General features: G+C 68.3%; 14 protein-coding genes. 6 read left to right on the forward strand and 8 right to left on the reverse strand.

Features of this window, described 5'->3' with window-relative positions; translation table 11 throughout:
- Positions 1-95: 95 nt before the first annotated feature.
- The 3 genes from OZ403_RS35555 to OZ403_RS35565 all read right to left on the reverse strand — a co-directional run bounded on the left by OZ403_RS35555 (position 96) and on the right by OZ403_RS35565 (position 10,721).
- Positions 96-2,078 carry a hybrid sensor histidine kinase/response regulator gene (locus tag OZ403_RS35555; protein WP_174258980.1) on the reverse strand — a complete coding sequence of 661 codons (1,983 nt, stop codon included), beginning with the start codon at positions 2,076-2,078 and terminating at the stop codon, positions 96-98.
- 122 nt (positions 2,079-2,200) lie between these two features.
- The gene (locus OZ403_RS35560; protein ID WP_140800184.1) at positions 2,201-9,637 is read right to left on the reverse strand and encodes a HAMP domain-containing protein; all 7,437 of its coding nucleotides are present in this window, start codon (positions 9,635-9,637) and stop codon (positions 2,201-2,203) included.
- 199 nt (positions 9,638-9,836) lie between these two features.
- On the reverse strand, positions 9,837-10,721 hold the full coding sequence (locus tag OZ403_RS35565; RefSeq protein WP_140857499.1) for a hypothetical protein: 885 nt from the start codon (positions 10,719-10,721) through the stop codon (positions 9,837-9,839).
- Between the two features lie 120 nt (positions 10,722-10,841).
- Between OZ403_RS35565 and OZ403_RS35570 the strand changes: the two genes are divergently transcribed.
- The 4 genes from OZ403_RS35570 to OZ403_RS35585 all read left to right on the forward strand — a co-directional run bounded on the left by OZ403_RS35570 (position 10,842) and on the right by OZ403_RS35585 (position 14,706).
- The gene (locus OZ403_RS35570; RefSeq protein WP_268782838.1) at positions 10,842-11,861 is read left to right on the forward strand and encodes a carboxypeptidase-like regulatory domain-containing protein; all 1,020 of its coding nucleotides are present in this window, start codon (positions 10,842-10,844) and stop codon (positions 11,859-11,861) included.
- Positions 11,825-12,523, forward strand: coding sequence for a TonB-dependent receptor domain-containing protein (locus OZ403_RS35575; RefSeq protein WP_268782839.1), 699 nt, complete (start codon positions 11,825-11,827; stop codon positions 12,521-12,523). The genes OZ403_RS35570 and OZ403_RS35575 overlap by 37 nt, the downstream gene beginning before the upstream one ends.
- Before the next feature lie 31 nt (positions 12,524-12,554).
- Positions 12,555-13,151, forward strand: coding sequence for a hypothetical protein (locus tag OZ403_RS35580; protein ID WP_268782840.1), 597 nt, complete (start codon positions 12,555-12,557; stop codon positions 13,149-13,151).
- Positions 13,152-13,929: 778 nt separating this feature from the next.
- A complete protein-coding gene (locus tag OZ403_RS35585; RefSeq protein WP_268782842.1) occupies positions 13,930-14,706 on the forward strand; it encodes a bZIP transcription factor in 777 nt (258 codons plus the stop codon).
- 28 nt (positions 14,707-14,734) lie between these two features.
- Here OZ403_RS35585 and OZ403_RS35590 read toward each other — a convergent pair whose 3' ends face one another.
- The 4 genes from OZ403_RS35590 to OZ403_RS35605 form a co-directional block, all read right to left on the reverse strand.
- A complete protein-coding gene (locus OZ403_RS35590) occupies positions 14,735-15,040 on the reverse strand; it encodes a cyclic-phosphate processing receiver domain-containing protein (RefSeq protein WP_268782843.1) in 306 nt (101 codons plus the stop codon).
- 99 nt (positions 15,041-15,139) lie between these two features.
- Positions 15,140-15,487, reverse strand: coding sequence for a TipAS antibiotic-recognition domain-containing protein (locus OZ403_RS35595; RefSeq protein ID WP_140795645.1), 348 nt, complete (start codon positions 15,485-15,487; stop codon positions 15,140-15,142).
- Positions 15,488-15,566: 79 nt separating this feature from the next.
- Entirely contained in the window at positions 15,567-15,794 is a 228-nt protein-coding gene (locus tag OZ403_RS35600) for a hypothetical protein (RefSeq protein ID WP_140795646.1), read from the reverse strand.
- A 30-nt stretch (positions 15,795-15,824) separates the two neighbouring features.
- A complete protein-coding gene (locus tag OZ403_RS35605) occupies positions 15,825-16,694 on the reverse strand; it encodes a 2-oxo acid dehydrogenase subunit E2 (RefSeq protein ID WP_268782844.1) in 870 nt (289 codons plus the stop codon).
- Between the two features lie 117 nt (positions 16,695-16,811).
- Here OZ403_RS35605 and OZ403_RS35610 point away from each other — a divergent pair, with 117 nt between their 5' ends.
- A complete protein-coding gene (locus OZ403_RS35610; RefSeq protein WP_268782845.1) occupies positions 16,812-17,714 on the forward strand; it encodes a DUF1684 domain-containing protein in 903 nt (300 codons plus the stop codon).
- Positions 17,715-17,827: 113 nt separating this feature from the next.
- Positions 17,828-18,991, forward strand: coding sequence for a PQQ-dependent sugar dehydrogenase (locus tag OZ403_RS35615; protein WP_140795649.1), 1,164 nt, complete (start codon positions 17,828-17,830; stop codon positions 18,989-18,991).
- A 52-nt stretch (positions 18,992-19,043) separates the two neighbouring features.
- On the opposite strand, the gene OZ403_RS35620 is transcribed toward OZ403_RS35615, so the two are convergent.
- Positions 19,044-19,814, reverse strand: coding sequence for an SDR family NAD(P)-dependent oxidoreductase (locus tag OZ403_RS35620; RefSeq protein ID WP_268782846.1), 771 nt, complete (start codon positions 19,812-19,814; stop codon positions 19,044-19,046).
- Positions 19,815-19,836 lie beyond the last annotated feature (22 nt).

Here is a 19,836-nt window from a genome sequence, read left to right on the forward strand (position 1 = left end):
GCGCCTCCAGCCGAGCCCTGAGCGCGAAAGGCGCCGGCATCCCGCCACCGGCGTCCACCCACTGGACGGACGCCGGGACTTCGCCAGGGACGCGCTCAGTTCGTGGAGCGCGTCGCCGCTTCCGTGGGCACGGCGACGGAAGGCGCCTCCGTCTCGCGCGGCAGCCAGACGTGAAACGTAGAACCTCCGCCCGCCACGCCCGGGGACTCCACCCAGATGCGGCCGCCGTGCTGCTCCACGATGCCCTGGCTGATGGTGAGCCCCAGGCCCAGACCGCCGTACTTGCTGCCGTGCGCGCGGCCGAAGCGCTCGAAGATGAGCGCCTGCTTCTCCTTGGGGATGCCCACGCCGGTGTCCGTCACCGACAGGTGGACGCCCTCGTCGCGCTCACCCTGCACCCGCACCCACACGGGCCCGCCCTCCGGCGAGTAGCGCAGCGCATTGGACAGAAGGTTCGTGAGCACCTGGTCCAGCCGGCCCCGGTCCCACGTCCCCTCGAGCTGTTCCGACGCCTCGACGTGGATTTCATGGCCTTGCGACAGCACCGCCATGCGGTCCCGCGTCTCGTGCACCAGATGGCTCAGGTCGAACCGCTCCAGCTCCAGCGACAGGCGCCCCGCCTGGAGCCGGCTGATGTCCAGCAGGTCCTCCACCAGCTTGGCCATCCGGTCGATTTGCCGGTTGATGATTTTGAGCGACTTGCCCGGCCCGGCCTCCGTCTCACCACCCAGCTTCAGCAGCGCCAGGTGCGCGTGGCCCTTGGCCGCGGCCAGCGGCGTGCGCAGCTCGTGGCTGGCCGCCGCGAGGAAGGAGTCCTTCGCCTCGCTGGCCAGCCGCAGCGCCGTCTCCGCCCGCTGCCGCTCGGTGATGTCGCGCGCCACGGAGATGAAGCGCCCGGGGCCGCCGTCCGCCGCCACGTACTGGAGCACCACCTCCACCGGCACCTCCGAGCCATCCCGCCGGCGGTGGCTGGTGGAGTACGTCTGGCTGGGCAACGTGCCACTCACCAGCGGCGCCAGCAGCTTGCGGAAGCCGGCCTCGTCGAAGGCGCTCTCCACCTCCAGCACCGACAGGCCCACCAGCTCATCGGCGCTGGCGGCCAGTTGCTTGGCCGCGCCCGCGTTGGCGTAGGTGAGCGTCAGCGAGTCCGGGGAGAACATGAGGACGCAGTCCAGCGTCGCGTCCAGCGTCGCCTTGAAGCGCCCCAGCGCCTCCTCCGCCCGGCGCTTGTCGTCAATGTCCGTGGCCACGGCAATCCAGCCGGCCAGCAGGCCATTCTCGTCCCGCTCCGGCACCGCGCGCGCCAGGTGCCAGCGGTACACGCCGTCGAAGCGGCGCAGGCGGAACTCGCGCTCCACGCGCTGTCCCATGCGGATGGCCTGCCCCCACGCGGCGCGCATGGCCTCGCGGTCCGCCGGATGGACGAACTCCAGGAAGGTGTTGAGTGAAAGCGGCTGGTCCGCCTGGATGCCGGTGTAGTCCCGCGCGGCGCGGTTGGCGTAGGTGAAGCTGCCGTCCGAGCGCGCCGCCCACATCACCTCCGGTAAGGACTCCGTGAGCCGCAGGTGACGCAGCTCGCTCTGCCGCTCCAGCGCCTCGCGCTCGCGCTGCCGGAGGAGCACCGCCTGCCGCTGAATCTGCTGCTCCTTGAGGAACAGGTCCACGAAGACGCTGACCTTGGAGCGGAGGATTTCCGGGTCGAAGGGCTTGAGCAGGTAGTCCACCGCGCCGTGCGCGTAGCCCTTGAAGACGTGGGCCGCGTCGCGGCTGAGCGCGGTGAGGAAGATGATGGGGATGGTGCGCGTGCGCTCGCGCTGCTTGATGAGCGTGGCCGTCTGGAAGCCGTCCAGCCCCGGCATCTGCACGTCCATCAGGATGACGGCGAAGTCGCGCTGAAGCAGGAACTTGAGGGCCTCCTCACCGCTGGTGGCCTTCACCAACTCCTGCCCGAGCGGTTCGAGAATGGCCTCGAGCGCGAGCAGGTTGGACGGATGGTCGTCCACCATCAGGATGCTCGCTCGGGGCTGGGAAGGCCCTTCCTGGTTGCGGTCCGCGGAGATGTGTTCGCTAGGCGTCATTGAAGTCGGCGGATGAATCTGCCCCGGTCCCACCTGTTCTCAAGGTGGAAGAGGCTAGGCGTCCCCTCGACCGGACCCAAGCCCGGAAGAGAGGCGCCGTACGGTAACCATCACTCAGCGAATCAAGCCGTCACCCACAGACGGATGAGCTCCAGAAGCTTGTCGGTGTCCACCGGCTTGGGCAGGTAGTCGCTTGCGCCGGCCGCCATGCACTTCTCCCGGTCGTCCTTCAGCGCCTTGGCCGTCACCGCGATGATGGGGAGGCTGGAGTACTTGAGGTCCTTGCGGATGGCCCGCATGGTCTCATAGCCGTCCATCTCCGGCATCATCACGTCCATGAGGACGATGTCGACGTCGCGGTGCTGTTCGAGCATCTCGATGGCCGCGCGCCCGTTCTCCGCGAACACCACCTGCATGCCGTGGTTCTCCAGCACGCTGGTGAGCGCGAAGATGTTGCGCATGTCGTCATCCACCACCAGGACCTTCTTGGCGGACAGCTCCGTGTCCTTCTCGTTGCGCTGAGCCAGGGCGGCGCGGGCGCGAGGCGGCAGGTTCTGGTCCAACCGGTGGAGAAACAGCGCCGTGTCGCTGAGCAGTTGCTCCGGACTCTTCGTCCCGCTCTTGAGGATGACACTGCCGGTGTAGCGGCGCAGCCGGGCTTCGTCCTTGGGCGTCAGCTCCTTGCCGGTGTAGATGACGATGGGCAAGTCACGGAAGCGGTTCTGCGTCTTGACCTCCTCCACCAGCCGGATGCCGTCGGTGTCGGGCAGCATCAGGTCGATGACGACGCAGTCGAACTCGCCCGTCTCCAGGTTCTGGAGCACCTCCTCGCCGGTGGCCACGGCCGTCACCTCGACATCGCCGCCTTCGCTGAGCAGCTTCACCAGGCTGTCGCGCTGGACGTCGTCGTCCTCCACCAGCAGCAGCCGGCGCTCCTTGCGCTCCAGGAAGCTGGCCAGCTGGTTGAACACCCGCTCCAGGCCCTCCTTGCTGACGGGCTTGGTGAGATAACCGAAGGCGCCCTGCGAGTTGCCCTGGTTCTTGTCCATGACGCTGATGACGTGAACGGGGATGTGGCGCGTGCGCGGGTTGCGCTTGAGCCGGTCCAGCACGCTCCAGCCGTCCACCACAGGGAGCTGGATGTCCAGGGTGATGGCGTGCGGCTGGAACTCGTTGGCCATGGACAGGCCGGTGTCGCCGCGCGTGGCGACCAGGGCCTTGAAGCCCTTCTCCCGCGCCATCTGCACCATGATGCGGGCGAACTTCACGTCGTCCTCGATGAGCAGCAGGACGCGGTCCCCTTCGCGGATGTGGTCGCGGTCATCCTCCACGGCGACGGGCGTCAGCAGCGACTCGATGGGCGGCGGCAGCGCCGCGTCCAGCACGTGGCCACTGTCCGCCACCGGCGGCGCGGGAGGCGTCTCCGCGCGCGGCAACTCCGGCGTCGGAGGCGGCGGAAGCCGGGGCGGGGTCTCGAACGAGGACGGCATGGACGGCAGGCCGTCCTCCTCCGGACTGATGTACTCGGGCGGCAGGTAGAGGGTGAAGGTGCTGCCGCGGCCGGGCTCGCTGGTCACCTGGATTTCGCCGCCCAACAGCTTGGCGATTTCGCGGCTGATGGACAGGCCCAGGCCCGTGCCGCCGTACTTGCGCGCGGTGGAGCCGTCCGCCTGCTGGAACGCCTCGAAGATGAGGCGCTGCTTGTCCCGCGCGATGCCGATGCCCGTGTCCGTCACCGCGAAGCCGAGCACGTACCGCGAGCGCCGCAGAATCTCGTGGTCGAAGTGCGTGCCCGGCTCGGCCAGCTTCACCTTCAGCTGGACGCTGCCCTCGTCGGTGAACTTGAAGGCGTTGGACAGCAGGTTCTTCAGCACCTGCTGGAGCCGCTGCGGGTCGGTGCGGATGTGGCGCGGCGCGCCGGGCCCCACCTCCACGGTGAAGGACAGGCCCTTCTGCTCCGCGACAGGGAGGAAGCTGCGCTCGATGAACTGGTTGAGCTCGGTGAGGACGATGTCCCGCGGCTCCACCTGCATCTTCCCGGCCTCCACCTTGGACAGGTCGAGGATTTCGTTGATGAGGCTGAGCAGGTCTCCGCCGGAGGCGTAGATGGTGTTCGCGTACTCCACCTGCTTGGTGCTGAGGTTGCCGTCCTTGTTGTCCGACAGCAGCTTGGCCAGGATGAGCAGCGAGTTGAGCGGCGTGCGCAGTTCGTGGCTCATGTTGGCCAGGAACTCGCTCTTGTACTTGGAGATGACGGTGAGCTGTTCGGCCTTCTCCTCCAGGCTGACGCGGGCGCGCTCCACCTCGTTGTTCTTCTCCTCGACGCGGCGGTTCTGCTCCTCCAGCAGCGTCGCCTTCTCCTCCAGCTCGATGTTGCTGCGCTTGAGGGCATCCTGCTGCTGCGTCAGCTCCTTGGACTGGCTTTGGAGCTCCTGCGTCAGGTCCTGCGACTGGAGCAGCAGCTGCTCCGTGCGCATGTTGGCGATGATCATGTTCAGCACCACGCCAATGGTCTCCGTGAGCTGATCCAGGAAGATTTGGTGGATGGCGCTGAACGCGTGGAAGGAGGCCAGCTCGATGACGGCCTTCACCTCGCCCTCGAAGAGGACGGGCAGGACGATGATGTTGAGCGGCGCGGCCTCGCCCAGCCCGGAGGAGATGGTGATGTAGTCCTCCGGCACATGGGTGAGCAGGATGGTCTTCCGCTCCAGGGCGCACTGGCCGACCAGGCCCTCACCGAAGCGGAACCGGTTGGCGATGTGCTTGCGCTCCCGGTACGCGTAGGTGCTGGTGAGCTTGAGCAGCGGCGTGCCGGCCTCGGCGCCGTCCACCAGGAAGAAGGCGCCGTGGTGCGCGGAGACCAGCGGCGTCAGCTCGCTCATGATGAGGCGGCTGACGGCGTCCAGGCTCTTCTGGCCCTGCATCATGCCGCTGAACTTCGCCAGGTTCGTCTTGAGCCAGTCCTGCTCCTGGTTCTTCTGCGTCGTCTCACGCAGGTTGACGATCATCTGGTTGATGTTGTCCTTCAGCGCGGCGACCTCGCCCTCGGCCACGACGGTGATGCTGCGCGTGAGGTCACCCTTCGTCACCGCGGTGGCCACGTCGGAGATGGCGCGCAGCTGGCTCGTCAACGTGCCAGCCAACTGGTTCACGTTGTCGGTCAGCTGCCGCCACGTGCCGCGCGCCCCCGGCACGCGGGCCTGGCCGCCCAGCTTTCCTTCGATACCCACCTCGCGGGCCACCGTCGTCACCTGGTCGGCGAAGGTGCCCAGCGTGTCCGTCATGTTGTTGATGGTCTCCGCCAGCGCGGCGACCTCGCCCTTCGCCTCCACGGCCAGCTTCTGCGTCAGGTCGCCGTTGGCGACGGCCGTCACGACCTTGACGATGCCGCGCACCTGCGTGGTGAGGTTGGAGGCCATGAAGTTCACGTTGTCCGTGAGGTCCTTCCACGTCCCCGCCACACCGGGCACGCGGGCCTGGCCGCCCAGCTTCCCTTCGACGCCCACCTCGCGGGCCACCGTGGACACCTGCTCGGCGAAGGTGCCCAGCGTGTCCGTCATGTTGTTGATGGTCTCCGCCAGCGCGGCGACCTCGCCCTTCGCCTCCACGACCAGCTTCTGCTTCAAGTCACCGTTGGCGACGGCCGTCACGACCTTGACGATGCCGCGCACCTGCGTGGTGAGGTTGCGGGCCATGAAGTTCACGTTGTCCGTGAGGTCCTTCCACACGCCGGACACGCCGCGCACCTCGGCCTGACCGCCCAGCTTGCCCTCGGTGCCGACCTCGCGAGCGACGCGCGTCACCTCCGCGGAGAAGCTGTTGAGCTGGTCCACCATGATGTTGATGGTGTCCTTCAGCTCCAGGATTTCGCCCTTGGCGTCGACGGTAATCTTCTTGGACAAATCACCATTGGCCACCGCCGTGGTCACCAGCGCGATGTTGCGCACCTGCGCGGTGAGGTTGGAGGCCATGCTGTTCACGTTGTCCGTGAGGTCCTTCCACGTGCCGGCGACGCCGGGCACCGCGGCCTGACCGCCCAGCTTGCCGTCCGTCCCCACTTCCTTCGCGACGCGCGTCACCTCGGCGGCGAAGGCGCGCAGCTGGTCCACCATGGTGTTGATGGTGCTCTTGAGCTCCAGGATTTCGCCCCGGGCCTCCACGGAGATTTTCTGCGACAGGTCGCCGTTGGCCACCGCCGTGGTCACCTTGGCGATGTTTCGCACCTGGTCCGTGAGGTTGCCGGCCAGGACGTTCACGTTGTCCGTGAGGTCCTTCCAGGTGCCGGCGACGCCGGGCACCGCGGCCTGACCACCCAGCTTGCCCTCGGTGCCGACTTCCTTCGCGACGCGTGTCACCTCGGAGGCGAAGGCACGGAGCTGGTCCACCATCGTGTTGATGGTGTTCTTCAGCTCCAGCACCTCGCCCTTCACGGAGACGGTGATTTTCTGTGACAGGTCGCCGTTGGCCACCGCCGTGGTCACCTTGGCGATGTTTCGCACCTGGTCCGTGAGGTTGCCGGCCAGGACGTTCACGTTGTCCGTGAGGTCCTTCCACACGCCGGACAGGTCCTTCACGTCGGCCTGACCGCCCAGCTTGCCCTCGGTGCCGACTTCCTTCGCGACGCGCGTCACCTCCGCGGCGAAGGCGCGCAGCTGGTCCACCATGGTGTTGATGGTGCTCTTGAGCTCCAGCACCTCGCCCTTGGCGTCGACCGTGATTTTCTTGGACAGGTCACCATTGGCGACCGCCGTGGTGACTTCGGCGATGTTGCGCACCTGCGCCGTGAGGTTGTTGGCGAGCAGGTTCACGTTGTTGGTGAGGTCCTTCCACGTGCCCGCCACGCCCGGCACCTCCGCCTGGGCGCCCAGCTTTCCTTCCACGCCCACCGTGCGCGCCACGTCCGTCACCTGCTGCGCGAAGATGGACAGCGTCTGCGTCATCGCGTTGATGGTGTCCGCGAGCGCGGCAATCTCGCCCTTGGCATCCATCGTCAGCTTCTGGTTCAGGTCGCCGTTGGCCACCGCCGTCACCACGCGCACGATGCCGCGCACCTGCGTGGTGAGGTTGACGGCCATGAAGTTCACGTTGTCCGTGAGGTCCTTCCACACGCCGGACACGCCGCGCACTTCGGCTTGACCACCCAGCTTCCCTTCGGTGCCGACTTCCTTCGCGACGCGCGTCACCTCGGCGGCGAAGCTGTTGAGCTGGTCCACCATGGTGTTGATGGTGCTCTTGAGCTCCAGCACCTCGCCCTTGGCGTCGACGGTAATCTTGCGAGACAGGTCACCCTTGGCGACAGCCGTGGTGACTTCGGCGATGTTGCGGACCTGGTCGGTGAGGTTGTTGGCGAGCAGGTTCACGTTGTTGGTGAGGTCCTTCCACGTGCCCGCCACGCCCGGCACCACCGCCTGAGCGCCCAGCTTGCCTTCCACGCCCACCGTGCGCGCCACGTCCGTCACCTGCTGCGCGAAGATGGACAGCGTCTGCGTCATCGCGTTGATGGTGTCGGCCAGCTCGGCCACCTCGCCCTTGGCCTCCATCTTCAGGCGCTGGGTGAGGTCACCGTTGGCCACCGCCGTCACCACCTTGGCGATGCCGCGCACCTGGGTGGTGAGGTTCACGGCCATGACGTTCACGTTGTCCGTGAGGTCCTTCCAGGTGCCGGACACACCGCGCACCTCGGCCTGGCCCCCCAGCTTGCCGTGGGTGCCGACCTCGCGCGCCACGCGCGTCACTTCCGAGGCGAAGCTGTTGAGCTGATCCACCATCGTGTTGATGGTGTTCTTCAACTCCAGGATTTCGCCGCGCGCATCGACGGTAATCTTCTTGGACAGGTCGCCATTGGCCACCGACGTCGTCACCAGCGCGATGTTGCGCACCTGCGTGGTGAGGTTGGAGGCCATGTAGTTCACGTTGTCCGTGAGGTCCTTCCACACGCCGCCCACGCCCTTCACGTCGGCCTGGCCGCCCAGCTTGCCGTCGGTGCCCACCTCGCGGGCCACGCGCGTCACCTCGGAGGCGAAGGCGCGGAGCTGGTCCACCATGGTGTTGATGGTGTCCTTGAGTTCCAGCACCTCGCCGCGCACGTCGACGGTGATTTTCTTGGACAGGTCGCCCTTGGCGACGGCCGTCGTCACCTCGCCGATGTTGCGCACCTGGGCCGTGAGGTTGCTGGCCATCAGGTTCACGTTGTCCGTGAGGTCCTTCCACGTCCCGGCGGCGCCGGGCACCTGGGCCTGGGCGCCCAGCTTGCCTTCCACGCCCACCGTGCGCGCGACGCTGGTCACCTGCTGCGCGAACACGTTGAGGGTGTCCGTCATCGCGTTGAGCGTGGCGCCCAGCGCGGCAATCTCACCCTGCGACGGCACCATCAGCTTCTGGGTGAGGTCGCCGTTGGCGACGGCCGTCACCACCTTCACGATGCCTCGCACCTGCGTGGTGAGGTTGGAGGCCATGAAGTTCACGTTGTCCGTGAGGTCCTTCCAGGTGCCGGACACGCCGGGCACCGCGGCCTGACCGCCCAGCTTCCCTTCGGTGCCGACTTCACGCGCCACGCGCGTCACTTCGGAGGCGAAGCCGTTGAGCTGGTCCACCATGGTGTTGATGGTGCTCTTGAGCTCGAAGACCTCGCCGCGCGCGTCCACGGTGATTTTCTTGGACAGGTCGCCGTTGGCCACCGCAGTGGACACCTCGGCGATGTTTCGCACCTGGGCCGTGAGGTTGTTGGCCATCAGGTTCACGTTGTCCGTGAGGTCCTTCCACACGCCGGACACGCCGCGCACTTCGGCCTGACCGCCCAGCTTGCCGTCGCTGCCCACCTCGCGCGCCACGCGCGTCACCTCGGCGGCGAACGAGTTGAGCTGGTCCAGCATCGCGTTGACGGTGGTGCCGATGCGGAGGAACTCGCCCTTGACGGGCTGGCCATCAATCTCCAGCGCCATTTTCTGGGTGAGGTCGCCCTGCGCCACGGCCACCAGCACGCGCGCCACCTCCGTGGTGGGCTGCACCAGGTCGCCGATGAGCGAGTTGATGGAGTTGATGCTGTGGGCCCAGTCGCCGCGCACGTCGCCCAGCGACACGCGCTCGCCCATGCGGCCCTCGCGGCCGACCACGCGCTCCACGCGGACCACTTCCTGCGTCAGGGTGGCGTTGAGCGACACCACGGCGTTGAAGGCGCTGGCGATCTCCTCCATCACCGGGTCGGCGCCGCCGCCAGGGAGCCGCACGGAGAAGTCCCCCCCGTGCACCGAACGAAGCGCGGCGAGCAGGGGCTGCAGCGGATGGCCGCCGCGCCCCTGGCCACGCGGAGTGGACGCGCGAGCGCCACGGCCCCGGCCGTTGCGGCGGGCGGGCTTCGGTGCCGCCACTTCGAGGTCCGCTGGCGAGGTGGTGCGGGTTCGTCCTCGGTCACCGCGCAAGCGGTTGACCGCGGGGCGCTCGGAGGGGGCCACCTCGCGGGTGGGCGCCTCCGGGCGGGAAGTGCCGTTCCCCGAAGGCTTGCGTGCGGAGGCACGCTTACGGCCGTTGGAAGAAGACTGGGGAACCTTGGTGTCGTCCACGCGAGAAACCTCTGATCGGGATGAACGCTGCTGGCTGCGCTGAGCGGCGCCCGGGCTGGGGCGAATCTCCAGGGAGTTCGCGGGCTTGTCGATTCAATGCAGGCCCCGCGGAACGCTGAACGTTCACCAATGAACGCAGTGGTTCAGAGGCCCGGACCGCCCGTGAAAGACACCCGGCGCCGCACCTCCTACCAACATCTCAGGGGGCAGGGGCCGTGCACGGAAATCCGTCGCAGCCGTGCACATAGAGGGGCCGTCCGAGGAGCCTCCGAGCGGGCTCCCCTGGCGGGCGCTGCACCGGCTCGTACCGGGTGGTCCGGAGATCCATCGCGAAAGCCTGCTCGTCCCCCTGAGCGCAAGCGATCAGGACGCGCTCGGGGCGCTCGAGCCACCACAAACCCGCTACTTCACACGGCAACTCCACGGGGAGTGGCGTGAGGGTTCGTGCTTCGTAGAAGCGGAGCGAGGCCTCGTCGAGCACGGCGGCGAAGGTGCCCTCCGCTCCCACGGACAGCCGTGCTTCCGCCCCGGATACCGGCACCTGTCCCAGCACCGCTCCGTCAGGCGCCACCGAGACGAGCTGCCCCTCCGCATCGAGCGCCAGCACCCCGCCCCCGTGGCTGACGAGCGATACTGGGGAGAAGTCGCCCATGCGCATGGGCTCGGCCCCGTCGTCGCGCCAGAGCTGTCCGGCCTGCGACCACCAGAGGCGATTCTCCCGGTCGAAGGTGACGGCGCGTACGCCCGCCAGGGGGAACCGCTGGGAGCCCTCCGGCAGGGTGCAGACCGCCATGGCCTGGGCGCCGTAGACGGCGGCGCGCGAGGCATCCGGCGAGACGGCCCAGCCCAACAGGGGGCGTTGCAGGAGACGGGCGAGACAGTGGTTCAGCGCGCCGAAGTGCGGATCCGAGGTGGGCGCGGAGATGAGGTAGGGCAGGCTGGTGGTGGCGACGTAGACGAGCAACCCGAGCGCGGCGGCGGTGGCCACGGTGAGCGGCCATGGGCCGGCTCGGCGCAGGCGAGCCTCCTTCGCGGAAGCGCGCGCCGCCTTGCCTCCTGTCACCGGACTCTCGCGTCCACTCACGGCGGCTCCTCGCGGCGGCGTTCCTGACCTTGCCGGGGGTTGTGTCAACAGCGGCCCGGCGCCACGTCCCAGTTCGTTTCCCCACGACAGCACAGAACGGGGCCGAAGGGTGGCCGTGCCATGCTGTTCTGGAGGGGAGACAACGCCCGCATGGTGGGGGAGAAGGCACTGCGAATCGTGGGAGTCGCCCTGGCAGCGTTGCTGACGGCCGGCGCCGCGGAGAATCCACGGAGTGCCATTCTGGGCACGGTCATCGATGCCCAGTCACGGCAGCCCGTCGCGGAGGTCGTCGTGACGGCGAGCCTGTCCGCACAGGGCGGTGAGCGCATCGCTGTGACCCAGTCCGACGGAAGGTATCGGATTCCCGACCTGCCCCCGGGCGACTACACACTCCGCTTCGAGCGCGAGCTGTTCGAGCCCTACTCCCTCCCCCTCTCCGTCAGTGAAAGGCGCGCCTTACGCATCAACGTCGAGCTCCAGCCGACGGAGCCAGGAGAGGCCGTTGGATTGTTCTGCGGAGGCCCGACTGTCGACACGGGCAGCTCGACACTTCGGTTCATCCAGTGGCGAGAAGACGTCTCGCGCGTTCCGGTCAGCCGCCCAACGAAGTGGGCTGGCGCCATGCGCACCTCGGACAGCCTCGCGGAGTGGGTGCCCGGCACGGTGGACAGCGTGGACGGACGGTCCTTCAGCGGTGCCACTCCCTTTGAAAACGAATACCTGCTGGATGGGCTTTCGACTCGCGATCCGACCACGGGCCGCAACCTGCTCCCGCTGAGCCAGGAACTGGTCAGCGACATCAGCGTGCTCACCGGCGGATACATGCCGGAGTACGGACGTACCACGGGCGGTATCATCGACCTGAAGCCAGTGGTCATCTCCAATGAGCTGCATGGTGAGGTCTTCGCGAACTGGGCACCGGGCGCGATGGAAGGAGCATCGAGCCCCGCGACAGGCCCCCGCCCCGCCGTCTCCTCGAACGGCGCGCTCCGTCACCTGGGGGACTTCGGCGGGACACTGGGCGGTCGCTGCGCAAGGACCAGCTCTGGTTCTTCGCGGGCATCGTCCCCGCGCTCAGCCGTGTCGAACAGGATGCCGGTTTCATGGACCAGCGCAACCTCCAAGCACTGGCCAGGCTGACGTATGCCATCAACCACAGACATTGGACGTCGCTGACGGTCGTCACCGCGCCCGCGTTGATGCGGGGGATGGATGGCGCGCAGGCTCCGTGGGAGGTGGACAGCGACACGGTCATGACCGTGCTCGCCTACAACGCCATGGTCCTCGACGGACGCGTCACGCTCGATGCCAAGGCGAGCTGGCTGGGCCACGATGTCACCCGGCTCTCGCCTGTTGGCCCTGCGGGCGTCGACACGGACCGATTCCAGGCGAAGACGCAGGCCTCCTATTCGCTGAAGGGCCTGGGACACCATGTGCTGGCAACAGGCCTGGAGCTCGAACACGTGGTCCAAGGCCCATCGCAGGCCGCCGGCATCACCAGCAGCCTCTTGAGCGGGTTCGTGCAAGACCGATGGACCTTGAACGACCGGCTCACGCTGAATGGAGGCCTTCGCTACGACGCGCAGTTCCTCGATGCGGACGAGCGTGGAAACATGACGCATCACCAGCTCTCACCGCGAGTCGGGCTCGTCTTCGACCCCGGTGGGAACGGCCGGATGAAGCTGTTCGCGCACGCCGCGAAGTATCAGGGGATGGTCCCCCCTGGGGTTGCTCACGCCGAACGTGCGCATCGCTTCGCGGCTCGCGCCGACGTCGTCTTCCGAATTCGTCGCGGGCGCTGAGCATGAGCTCTCCCTGTTCGCGAAGGCAGGTGTGACCTATACGCGCCGCCGCCTAGATGATGCGCTCGCGACCATTGCGGAGGACGGTGCGGGCGGGTTCCTCATCGTCAATCCCGGCGCGGGCCCTGCGGCCAGCTTGCCGAAGGCAACGCGCACCTACGACGCCGTCTCGGTGGAGTTGGGCCGCAGCTTCTGGGACGGCTGGCAGGCCCAGCTCCGTTACACATGGTCTCGGCTTCAATGGAACTACACAGGTCCCTTCGGCGCCGAAGGTGGACGGCCGCTGTCACAATCGCGGTTGCTCGGAGCGGACCGGCCCCATGTCTTCAAGGCCTTTGCATCCAAGGAGTTCACGCTCACGCGGAAGCTCACGCTCAACGCGGGCCTCGCATACCTGGGCGCGGCTGGAACACCGCGCGAAGCGGACAGCACGCGGACGCCCTGGGTCCACACCATCGATGCTCAGCTGAGCGCTCGCTACGGTACTGCCGACCAGCACTTGGTGACGCTGAGCATCGACGCGTTCAATGTGCTCAATGCCCAAGCTGTCCTCCGTGAGGAGACGTTGCTGCCCTTGCAGTACCAGGCGCCACGGCAACTCCGCCTCGGGGTTCGCTACGCCTTCTGAGGCAGACCGCCTCCGGCCGGGGGGGCCGGCTGCTGTTCGGAAATGTCGGGACATTTGGCGCCGGCGAAAACCCCCGACAGTTCCGAACAACAAGCTCTGGAGTCGCTCCCAGCACCCGGGAACGGTCAGCGCTCTACGCGCTGCTGATACAGCAGACCAGGAGGCTGCTCATGCAACAGGGCCATGCCTATGAACGTTTTCGATGTTCCCGGGCCGTCATGCCCCAGGGCGGGAGCGTCCTAGAGGGTGGGCTCTTCAGTGGCTTCCTGACGCCAACGCTCCCTACATGCGGCCATCCTCCTGGCTGTTCGCCTGTTCCCGCGCTTGCCGCCTCGCCCCCGGACCACACCTTTTCAAGGAAAAGGGAAAGGAACCGACCATGCGACGCGCCATCACCCATGCCGCCCTGACCTTCAGCCTCCTCACGTCGTCGGCCGGGCTCGCCCAGTCAACAGGCGGTGGCTCGGCCGGAGGCACGGCGTCTGGCGGAACGCCGGGCGTCGTCCAGCCACAGGGCGCCTATGAACCAGGCAACCTTTCGCCTCCGCCGCAACTGGCTCCCGGCGACTCGGGAAGAAACTCGATGGACACGATTGAGACCAACACCGGCGCGGAGCCCGTTGCCGCGCCACCGGCGGGCGCGACACGCGGGTCCACCCCACAACCGGGTATTGGCGGCAGCGGACAACCTGACACATCCGCGAACGCCGCCGACGGCACCTGGGGAACTGGAATGTACGTTCCTTCCACGAGCACGACCGGCACAGGTGGGTCGGGCATGAGTGGCACCGGTGGAACGGGCACGACCAGCGGAAGCACGAACACGGCAGGCGCGAACTCCGGCGTTAGCGGTACGGCGACCGGCGGCAGCGGCGTGTCGACAGGCTCCAGCTCCGATGTCGGCGGTACGGCGACCGGCGGCAGCGGCGTGTCGACAGGCTCCAGCTCCGATGTCGGCGGTACGGCGACCGGCGGCAGCGGCATGACGACCGGCTCCGCGACGGGTGGCGCTGCCGGCAGCAACACGATGGGACCCCAGCCCTCTGCGACGGGCCCGGGCAGTTCGACAGGTGGCAGTGAAACACCGGCTGGCGCGACCACGGGCGGCGCGGTCAGCGACGGCGCAGCGGAGACTCAGGCAGCCAGCGGCGCGCGGCCCGAGAACCTCGAGCAAGAGGTCGCGCGGCTTCGCGACCAGGTCCAGCGGCTCGAAGCCGAGGTGAACACCTTGCGGCGCGAGGGCACGGGGACGGGCGGCTCGGGGACGCAGGCCACGGCGTCTGACGCGGACACGGGGACCACGGTGCTGGCCAGCGTCGTCATGCAAGGGCGGGTGGCCTCCGTCGGAAAGGACCGCGTCGTGGTCCGCGACGCGGAGTCCGGAGAAGCCTTCAACCTGTTCGTGACCAACACCACCCGCATCAGCGCCAACGGCAAGCGCGTCTCACCGCAGCAACTCTCCGAGGGCACGCCCGTGCAGGCCGCCTTCAACTACATCGCGGATGGTGACACCTACGCCACGCAGATTCGGGCCTATCCCAGCCGCAGGCGCTGAAGCCCCGCCCCTTCACCTGGGGACGAGCTCAACCACCCTGCCCTTCCTGGACGAAGCGCTCGATGCGGGCGATGGCCAGCGTCATCTTCTGTCGCGCGGAGCTGTTCGCCGAATGCACCTGGACCCGTGGCGGCACGAAGCCACGGGTCGCCACGGCCTCTTCCAGCCACAGCAAGACGTCATATCCGGTGCCATGCGCGTCGTCGCCCAAGTCGTGGTCCAGGCTCAGCTCCGTCACCTGCCCGGACTTCAGCAGCGAAATCGCTTCTTCGGGCCACCACACACGCACCCAGCCGTCGGGAGTGGCCCGTTCGTCATCCAGATAGACCTTCATGGCATCCACGCCTCGCGTTCGGTGACACAGCGCCCCAGGGACGCGACTGGAGCGCCGTGACTGAATCCAACGACGACGAAGCAGGCTGCCTCACCACGGCTACGCCTGCCCCTCCAGACTGGCCATTGCCTTGCCGATGTAAGCGAAGAGCGCGGGGTCCAACCCGTGCTTCGCCGCGACCTCGGGCTCCTGCTGATGCGTCGCATTCAGCGCCCCTTCGATGCCAGGGTCGCCTCCCGTGAACGCCTTCAGCAGCTCCCGCCAGCGCATGGCCAGCGAGCGCACCGGCTCGCTCGTGGGGTCCGTGCCCTGGTCCATCTCCGCGCGGACGCGGGCGATGAGCTGGGGCCACTCGGCCTCGACCTGGCGGATGGCCTCCTCGCCCAGGGCCTCGCGGTGGGCCTTCAACTGCTGGAGTTGCTCCGGCGTGTAGTGCTTCTCGAACATGCTTCACACCTCATCCCGCCACGGCAGTGTGGCGTGATGAGATGGGTACGGCCTCACGCGGCGTGAGGCTCAAGCGGATTCAACGCTCGTCATCCGCAGCGCCGCCCGCGAGCTTCCGCAGCTTCGCGGCGAACGGGCTCTCCTCCCCAGCCCGCAGCGTCCCACCCGCCATCCGCTGCCGCCGCGCCAGCGCGAGGCCGCCCTCCGCGGGCCCTTCCAGCGCCTCCTTCTCGAAGCGGTCCTGCCCACCGAGCGTGCGCCCCACGGGGCGCGAAGCAATGACACGGCGGTTCGTATCCACGGACATGAAGGCCCCTTTCGAAGCAGCGGCCCGATGCTACTCCACCTCCGCACCGCTCGCAGCCCCGCACCCGTCTGGCGAAGCCGAGCCCCACGTCCCCTCCGGGTCCTCCAGCGCGGCGCCGATGTCGCGCAAGACACGCGCGGCGTCCTCCATGCCGATGAGCCGGGCGTCCCAGGTGCAAGTGAGCGTCATCACCTGCCCAGGCACCAGCGCGCCCGCATCCACCACGGGCTCCGTCCGCACCGCGCCCGGCGCCAGCAGGAGGGGCACGCGCGTGTACGGCACCAGGGCCACATAGCCCCGCTCCAGCCCCAACGAGCCCAGACTCGTCACCGCCACCGAGCCGAACGGGTCCCACGGCATGCCCACCCAGCGCAGGTCCACGTTCAACGTGAACCAGACGAAGGACAACATCCGCAGCGCCAATCCCATCAGGAAGCCAGGGATGAGCGAGGAGCGCCGCTTGCCACGTTCGATGACGGCATCCCGGCGCGCTCGGACCGCTGCGATGCGCGAGGCCATCGTCTCCGCGAACGCACCCAGTGACAGCGAGTCCGCGCGATGCACCGTGGCCGTCGTCAGGTCCGCGCGCCCCGTCTCCGCGGGCTGCACCACCAACACGCAGACGCCGACCTCCTTGCGCCGCCAGGGGCGATTCCAGCGCATCAGGACATTCGCTTCGGGATGGCGGCGCAGCGCATCCGCGGCGGCCTTGGCCACCAGGTGCGTCACCGTGAGGCGCTGTCCCGTCCGGGCGCGGAAGGCTTCAAGGAAGGCCACCGCTCGCTCCATGCGCACCTCTACCGCCGCATAGGCGCTGGGGTCTCCCGGCGAACGCCATGTCCCCAGGGCGAGCTTGCGGAAGGCACCGGCCGGCGGTGCGGGCTGTAGGTCGAGGTGCACGGGCAGCGTCCGCCTTCGCACGGAGCCCGGTCCCCTGCAACTGTGGGCCCTGTGCGGAGCCCTGCGCCTGGCCCGCCGCCCTGTTAGACAGGGGCTTCCCTCCCCCGAGGCCCCGACATGACGCCCATCGCCCTGGCCCTGTCTCTCGCCCTCCAAGCCTCGCCAGCCCCCCAGAACATGTCCCAGACCCCCGCGCCCACCGCCGATGACTTGCAGACGTCCACCCGCGCCTGGCACGAGCAGCGCATCCAGCGACTCCAGGCGGAGGACGGCTGGCTCACCCTCGTGGGCCTCTTCTGGCTCAAGGAAGGCGAGCAGACAGCGGGCTCCGCTCCCGAGAGCGACCTGGACTTCCCCGCGGGCACGCCCGCGAAGCTGGGCACCTTCACGCGGCAGGGCAACACCGCGCGCTTCCAGCCCGCGCCCGGCGTCACCTTCACCCGCGACGGCCAGCCCTTCACGGGCGGCGCGCTCCAGTCGGACGAGAAGGGCACGCCGGACGTGCTCAAGCTCGGCAACGTCAGCTTCCAGCTCATCCTCCGAGGCGACAAGCTGGGCGTCCGTGTGAGGGACTCCGGCGCGGCGGCGCGCAAGCAGTTCCAGGGCATCCCCACGTACCCGGCGAGCAACGACTGGCGCATCGAGGCGCGCTTCGAGCCCGCGCAGATGCCTCGGATGCTGCAGGTCCCCAACGTGCTGGGAACCATCGACGAGATGAAGGCCCCCGGCACGCTCGTGTTCACCGTGGCGGGCAAGGAGCACCGGCTGACGCCCGTGGAGGACGGCTCGGGCAAGCTCTTCATCATCTTCGCGGATGAGACCAACCGCGACGCGACCTACGGCGCGGGCCGCTTCCTCTCCGCGGACATGCCCACCGACGGGCGCGTCGTGCTCGACTTCAACCGGGCCTACAATCCGCCCTGCGCATTCACCAAGTTCGCCACCTGCCCGCTGCCTCCGCGCGGCAACCGGCTCGCCACGCGCGTGGAGGCCGGCGAGAAACGCTACGCGGACCACTGACGCCGGGCCTGCCTCCAGGTCTCAAGCAAGCAGCCCGGCACGCGCGTCCGTCCCTGGACGCTCCGTGCCCGGGAGGCTGGCGCATCCACGCGCTCGCGGACATTAATCCACTCATGCGCGCCTCTTTGACGCTCCTCCCCGCTCTCGTGGTGCTCGCCCTGTCCGCCTCCGCCTGCCGCAAGAGCCAAGCGCAAGGCACCGCGTCTCCCCAGGACTGCATCCTCGTAAAGAAAGGCTGGGGTGCCGACGGCACCGTGCCCTTCAATGTCGAGGTGGTGGCGCGGGGCCTGGAGACGCCGTGGGGCATCGCGTGGCTCCCCGGAGGCGACGCGCTCGTCACCGAGCGCCCGGGCCGCATCCGCCTGCTCAAGGACGGCGTCCTCCAGCCGCGGCCCGTGGCGACAGTGCCCGTCGCGGACGCCGCGGAGGGCGGCCTGCTCGGCATCGCGACCCACCCGGACTTCGCGAACAACCGCCAGTTCTACATCTACGTCACCACGGACGCGGGCGGCACCGAGGAGAACCGCATCGAGCGGTGGACGCTGTCGGAGGACCACACCACGGCGACACACGAGCGCGTCATCTTCGGCGGCATCGCCTCCGCCAAGTATCACGACGGTGGGCGCCTGCGCTTCGGCTCGGATGGCATGTTGTACGCGGGCACCGGTGACGCGAGAGACCCGGACCGCTCGCAGAACGCGAACGACCCGGCCGGAAAGCTGCTGCGCCTCACGCCGGAGGGAGCGGTGCCCCAGGACAATCCCATCCCTGGCTCGCCCGCGTTCCTCACCGGCATCCGCAACCTCCAGGCCTTCGACTGGCGCGACGCCTCCACGCTGTACATCGCGGACCACGGCCCCAGCGGCGAGACGCTGCGCCGGGGACACGACGAGGTCAGCGTCGCCCGCCGCGGTGACAACCTGGGATGGCCCGGCATCTACTCGTGCGAGACGCGCGAGGGGCAAATCACACCGTCCATCACCTACAAGGACGCCATGCCCCCAGGCGGCGCCGCCATCTACACCGGAACGGCCATCCCCGAATGGAAGGGCTCGCTGCTCATCGGCACGCTGGGCTCACGCCACCTCCAGCGCGTGGAGTTCGCGCCGGATTCGAGCCGCGTGACCAGGCACGAAGTGTACCTGCGCAACACCCACGGCCGGCTGCGCGAGGTCATCATGGGGCCGGATGGCCACCTCTACGTCACCACCAGCAACTGCGACGGACGCGGTGACTGCGGCCCGGACAAGGACGTCATCCTCCGCCTGAAGCGCTGAGCACGGGCCTTCAGCGCTCCAGCCTTGTCCAAGGACGCTGGAGCGCGCGCCGTCAGAGCATCATCCCACCCGAGGCCTCGATGCGCTGGCCCGTCACCCACGCGCTCTCCGGCGACAGCAGCATGGCGACCGCATCCCCGATGTCGTCGGGCTGACCCACACGGCCGAGCGCAACCTGGGCGGCCAGGGTCTTGTTCAGCTCCGGGTTGTCACGGACGACGCCGCCCCCGAAGTCCGTCGCGGTCGCGCCCGGCGCGAGCACGTTGACGGTAATCCTCCGGGGTCCCAGCTCCTTCGCGAGGTACCGGGTGAGCGCCTCCACGCCCGCCTTCATGGTCGCGTAGGCGGCGTGGCCAGGGGAGGTGAAGCGCGCGAGCCCGGTGGAGATGTTCAGGATGCGCCCACCATCCGCCAGCACCGGCAACAGCCGCTGCGTGAGGAAGAACGTCCCCTTGAGGTGGACGTTCATCAGCGCGTCGAACTGGGCCTCGGTCGTCTCCGCGAAGCTGACGTTGATGCCCATGCCCGCGTTGTTCACCAGGAAGTCCAGCCGCTCGCGCCCGAAGTGACGGCCCAGCTCCGTCCGCACCGCTTCCACGAAGGCGCCGAAGCCCCGCGTGTCCCCCACATCGAGCGGGAGCGCCACCGCCTTGCCGCCTGCTGCTTCAATCTGCTTCACGACCGCCGCCGCTTCGTCCGCGCCGGTGCGGTACGTCAGGATGATGCCGGTGCCCCGGGCCGCCAGCTTGAGCGCCATGTTCCGCCCCAGTCCACGGCTGCCCCCCGTGATGAGAGCCACGGGCATGTTCTTCGAGGTGCTCATGTCCAATCCTTTCAGGTGACGC

Source organism: Myxococcus sp. NMCA1 (assembly GCF_026810205.1).
GTDB lineage: Bacteria > Myxococcota > Myxococcia > Myxococcales > Myxococcaceae > Myxococcus > Myxococcus xanthus_A.

Bases quoted from the DNA above. Each gene is read 5' to 3' on its own strand.
- OZ403_RS35620 (WP_268782846.1), bottom strand. From the start codon at position 19,814: ATGAGCACCTCGAAGAACATGCCCGTGGCTCTCATCACGGGGGGCAGC.
- OZ403_RS35590 (WP_268782843.1), bottom strand. From the start codon at position 15,040: ATGAAGGTCTATCTGGATGACGAACGGGCCACTCCCGACGGCTGGGTG.
- OZ403_RS35585 (WP_268782842.1), top strand. From the start codon at position 13,930: ATGAGTGGCACCGGTGGAACGGGCACGACCAGCGGAAGCACGAACACG.
- OZ403_RS35595 (WP_140795645.1), bottom strand. From the start codon at position 15,487: ATGTTCGAGAAGCACTACACGCCGGAGCAACTCCAGCAGTTGAAGGCC.
- OZ403_RS35615 (WP_140795649.1), top strand. From the start codon at position 17,828: ATGCGCGCCTCTTTGACGCTCCTCCCCGCTCTCGTGGTGCTCGCCCTG.
- OZ403_RS35610 (WP_268782845.1), top strand. From the start codon at position 16,812: ATGACGCCCATCGCCCTGGCCCTGTCTCTCGCCCTCCAAGCCTCGCCA.
- OZ403_RS35555 (WP_174258980.1), bottom strand. From the start codon at position 2,078: ATGACGCCTAGCGAACACATCTCCGCGGACCGCAACCAGGAAGGGCCT.
- OZ403_RS35600 (WP_140795646.1), bottom strand. From the start codon at position 15,794: ATGTCCGTGGATACGAACCGCCGTGTCATTGCTTCGCGCCCCGTGGGG.
- OZ403_RS35570 (WP_268782838.1), top strand. From the start codon at position 10,842: ATGCTGTTCTGGAGGGGAGACAACGCCCGCATGGTGGGGGAGAAGGCA.
- OZ403_RS35575 (WP_268782839.1), top strand. From the start codon at position 11,825: ATGGACCAGCGCAACCTCCAAGCACTGGCCAGGCTGACGTATGCCATC.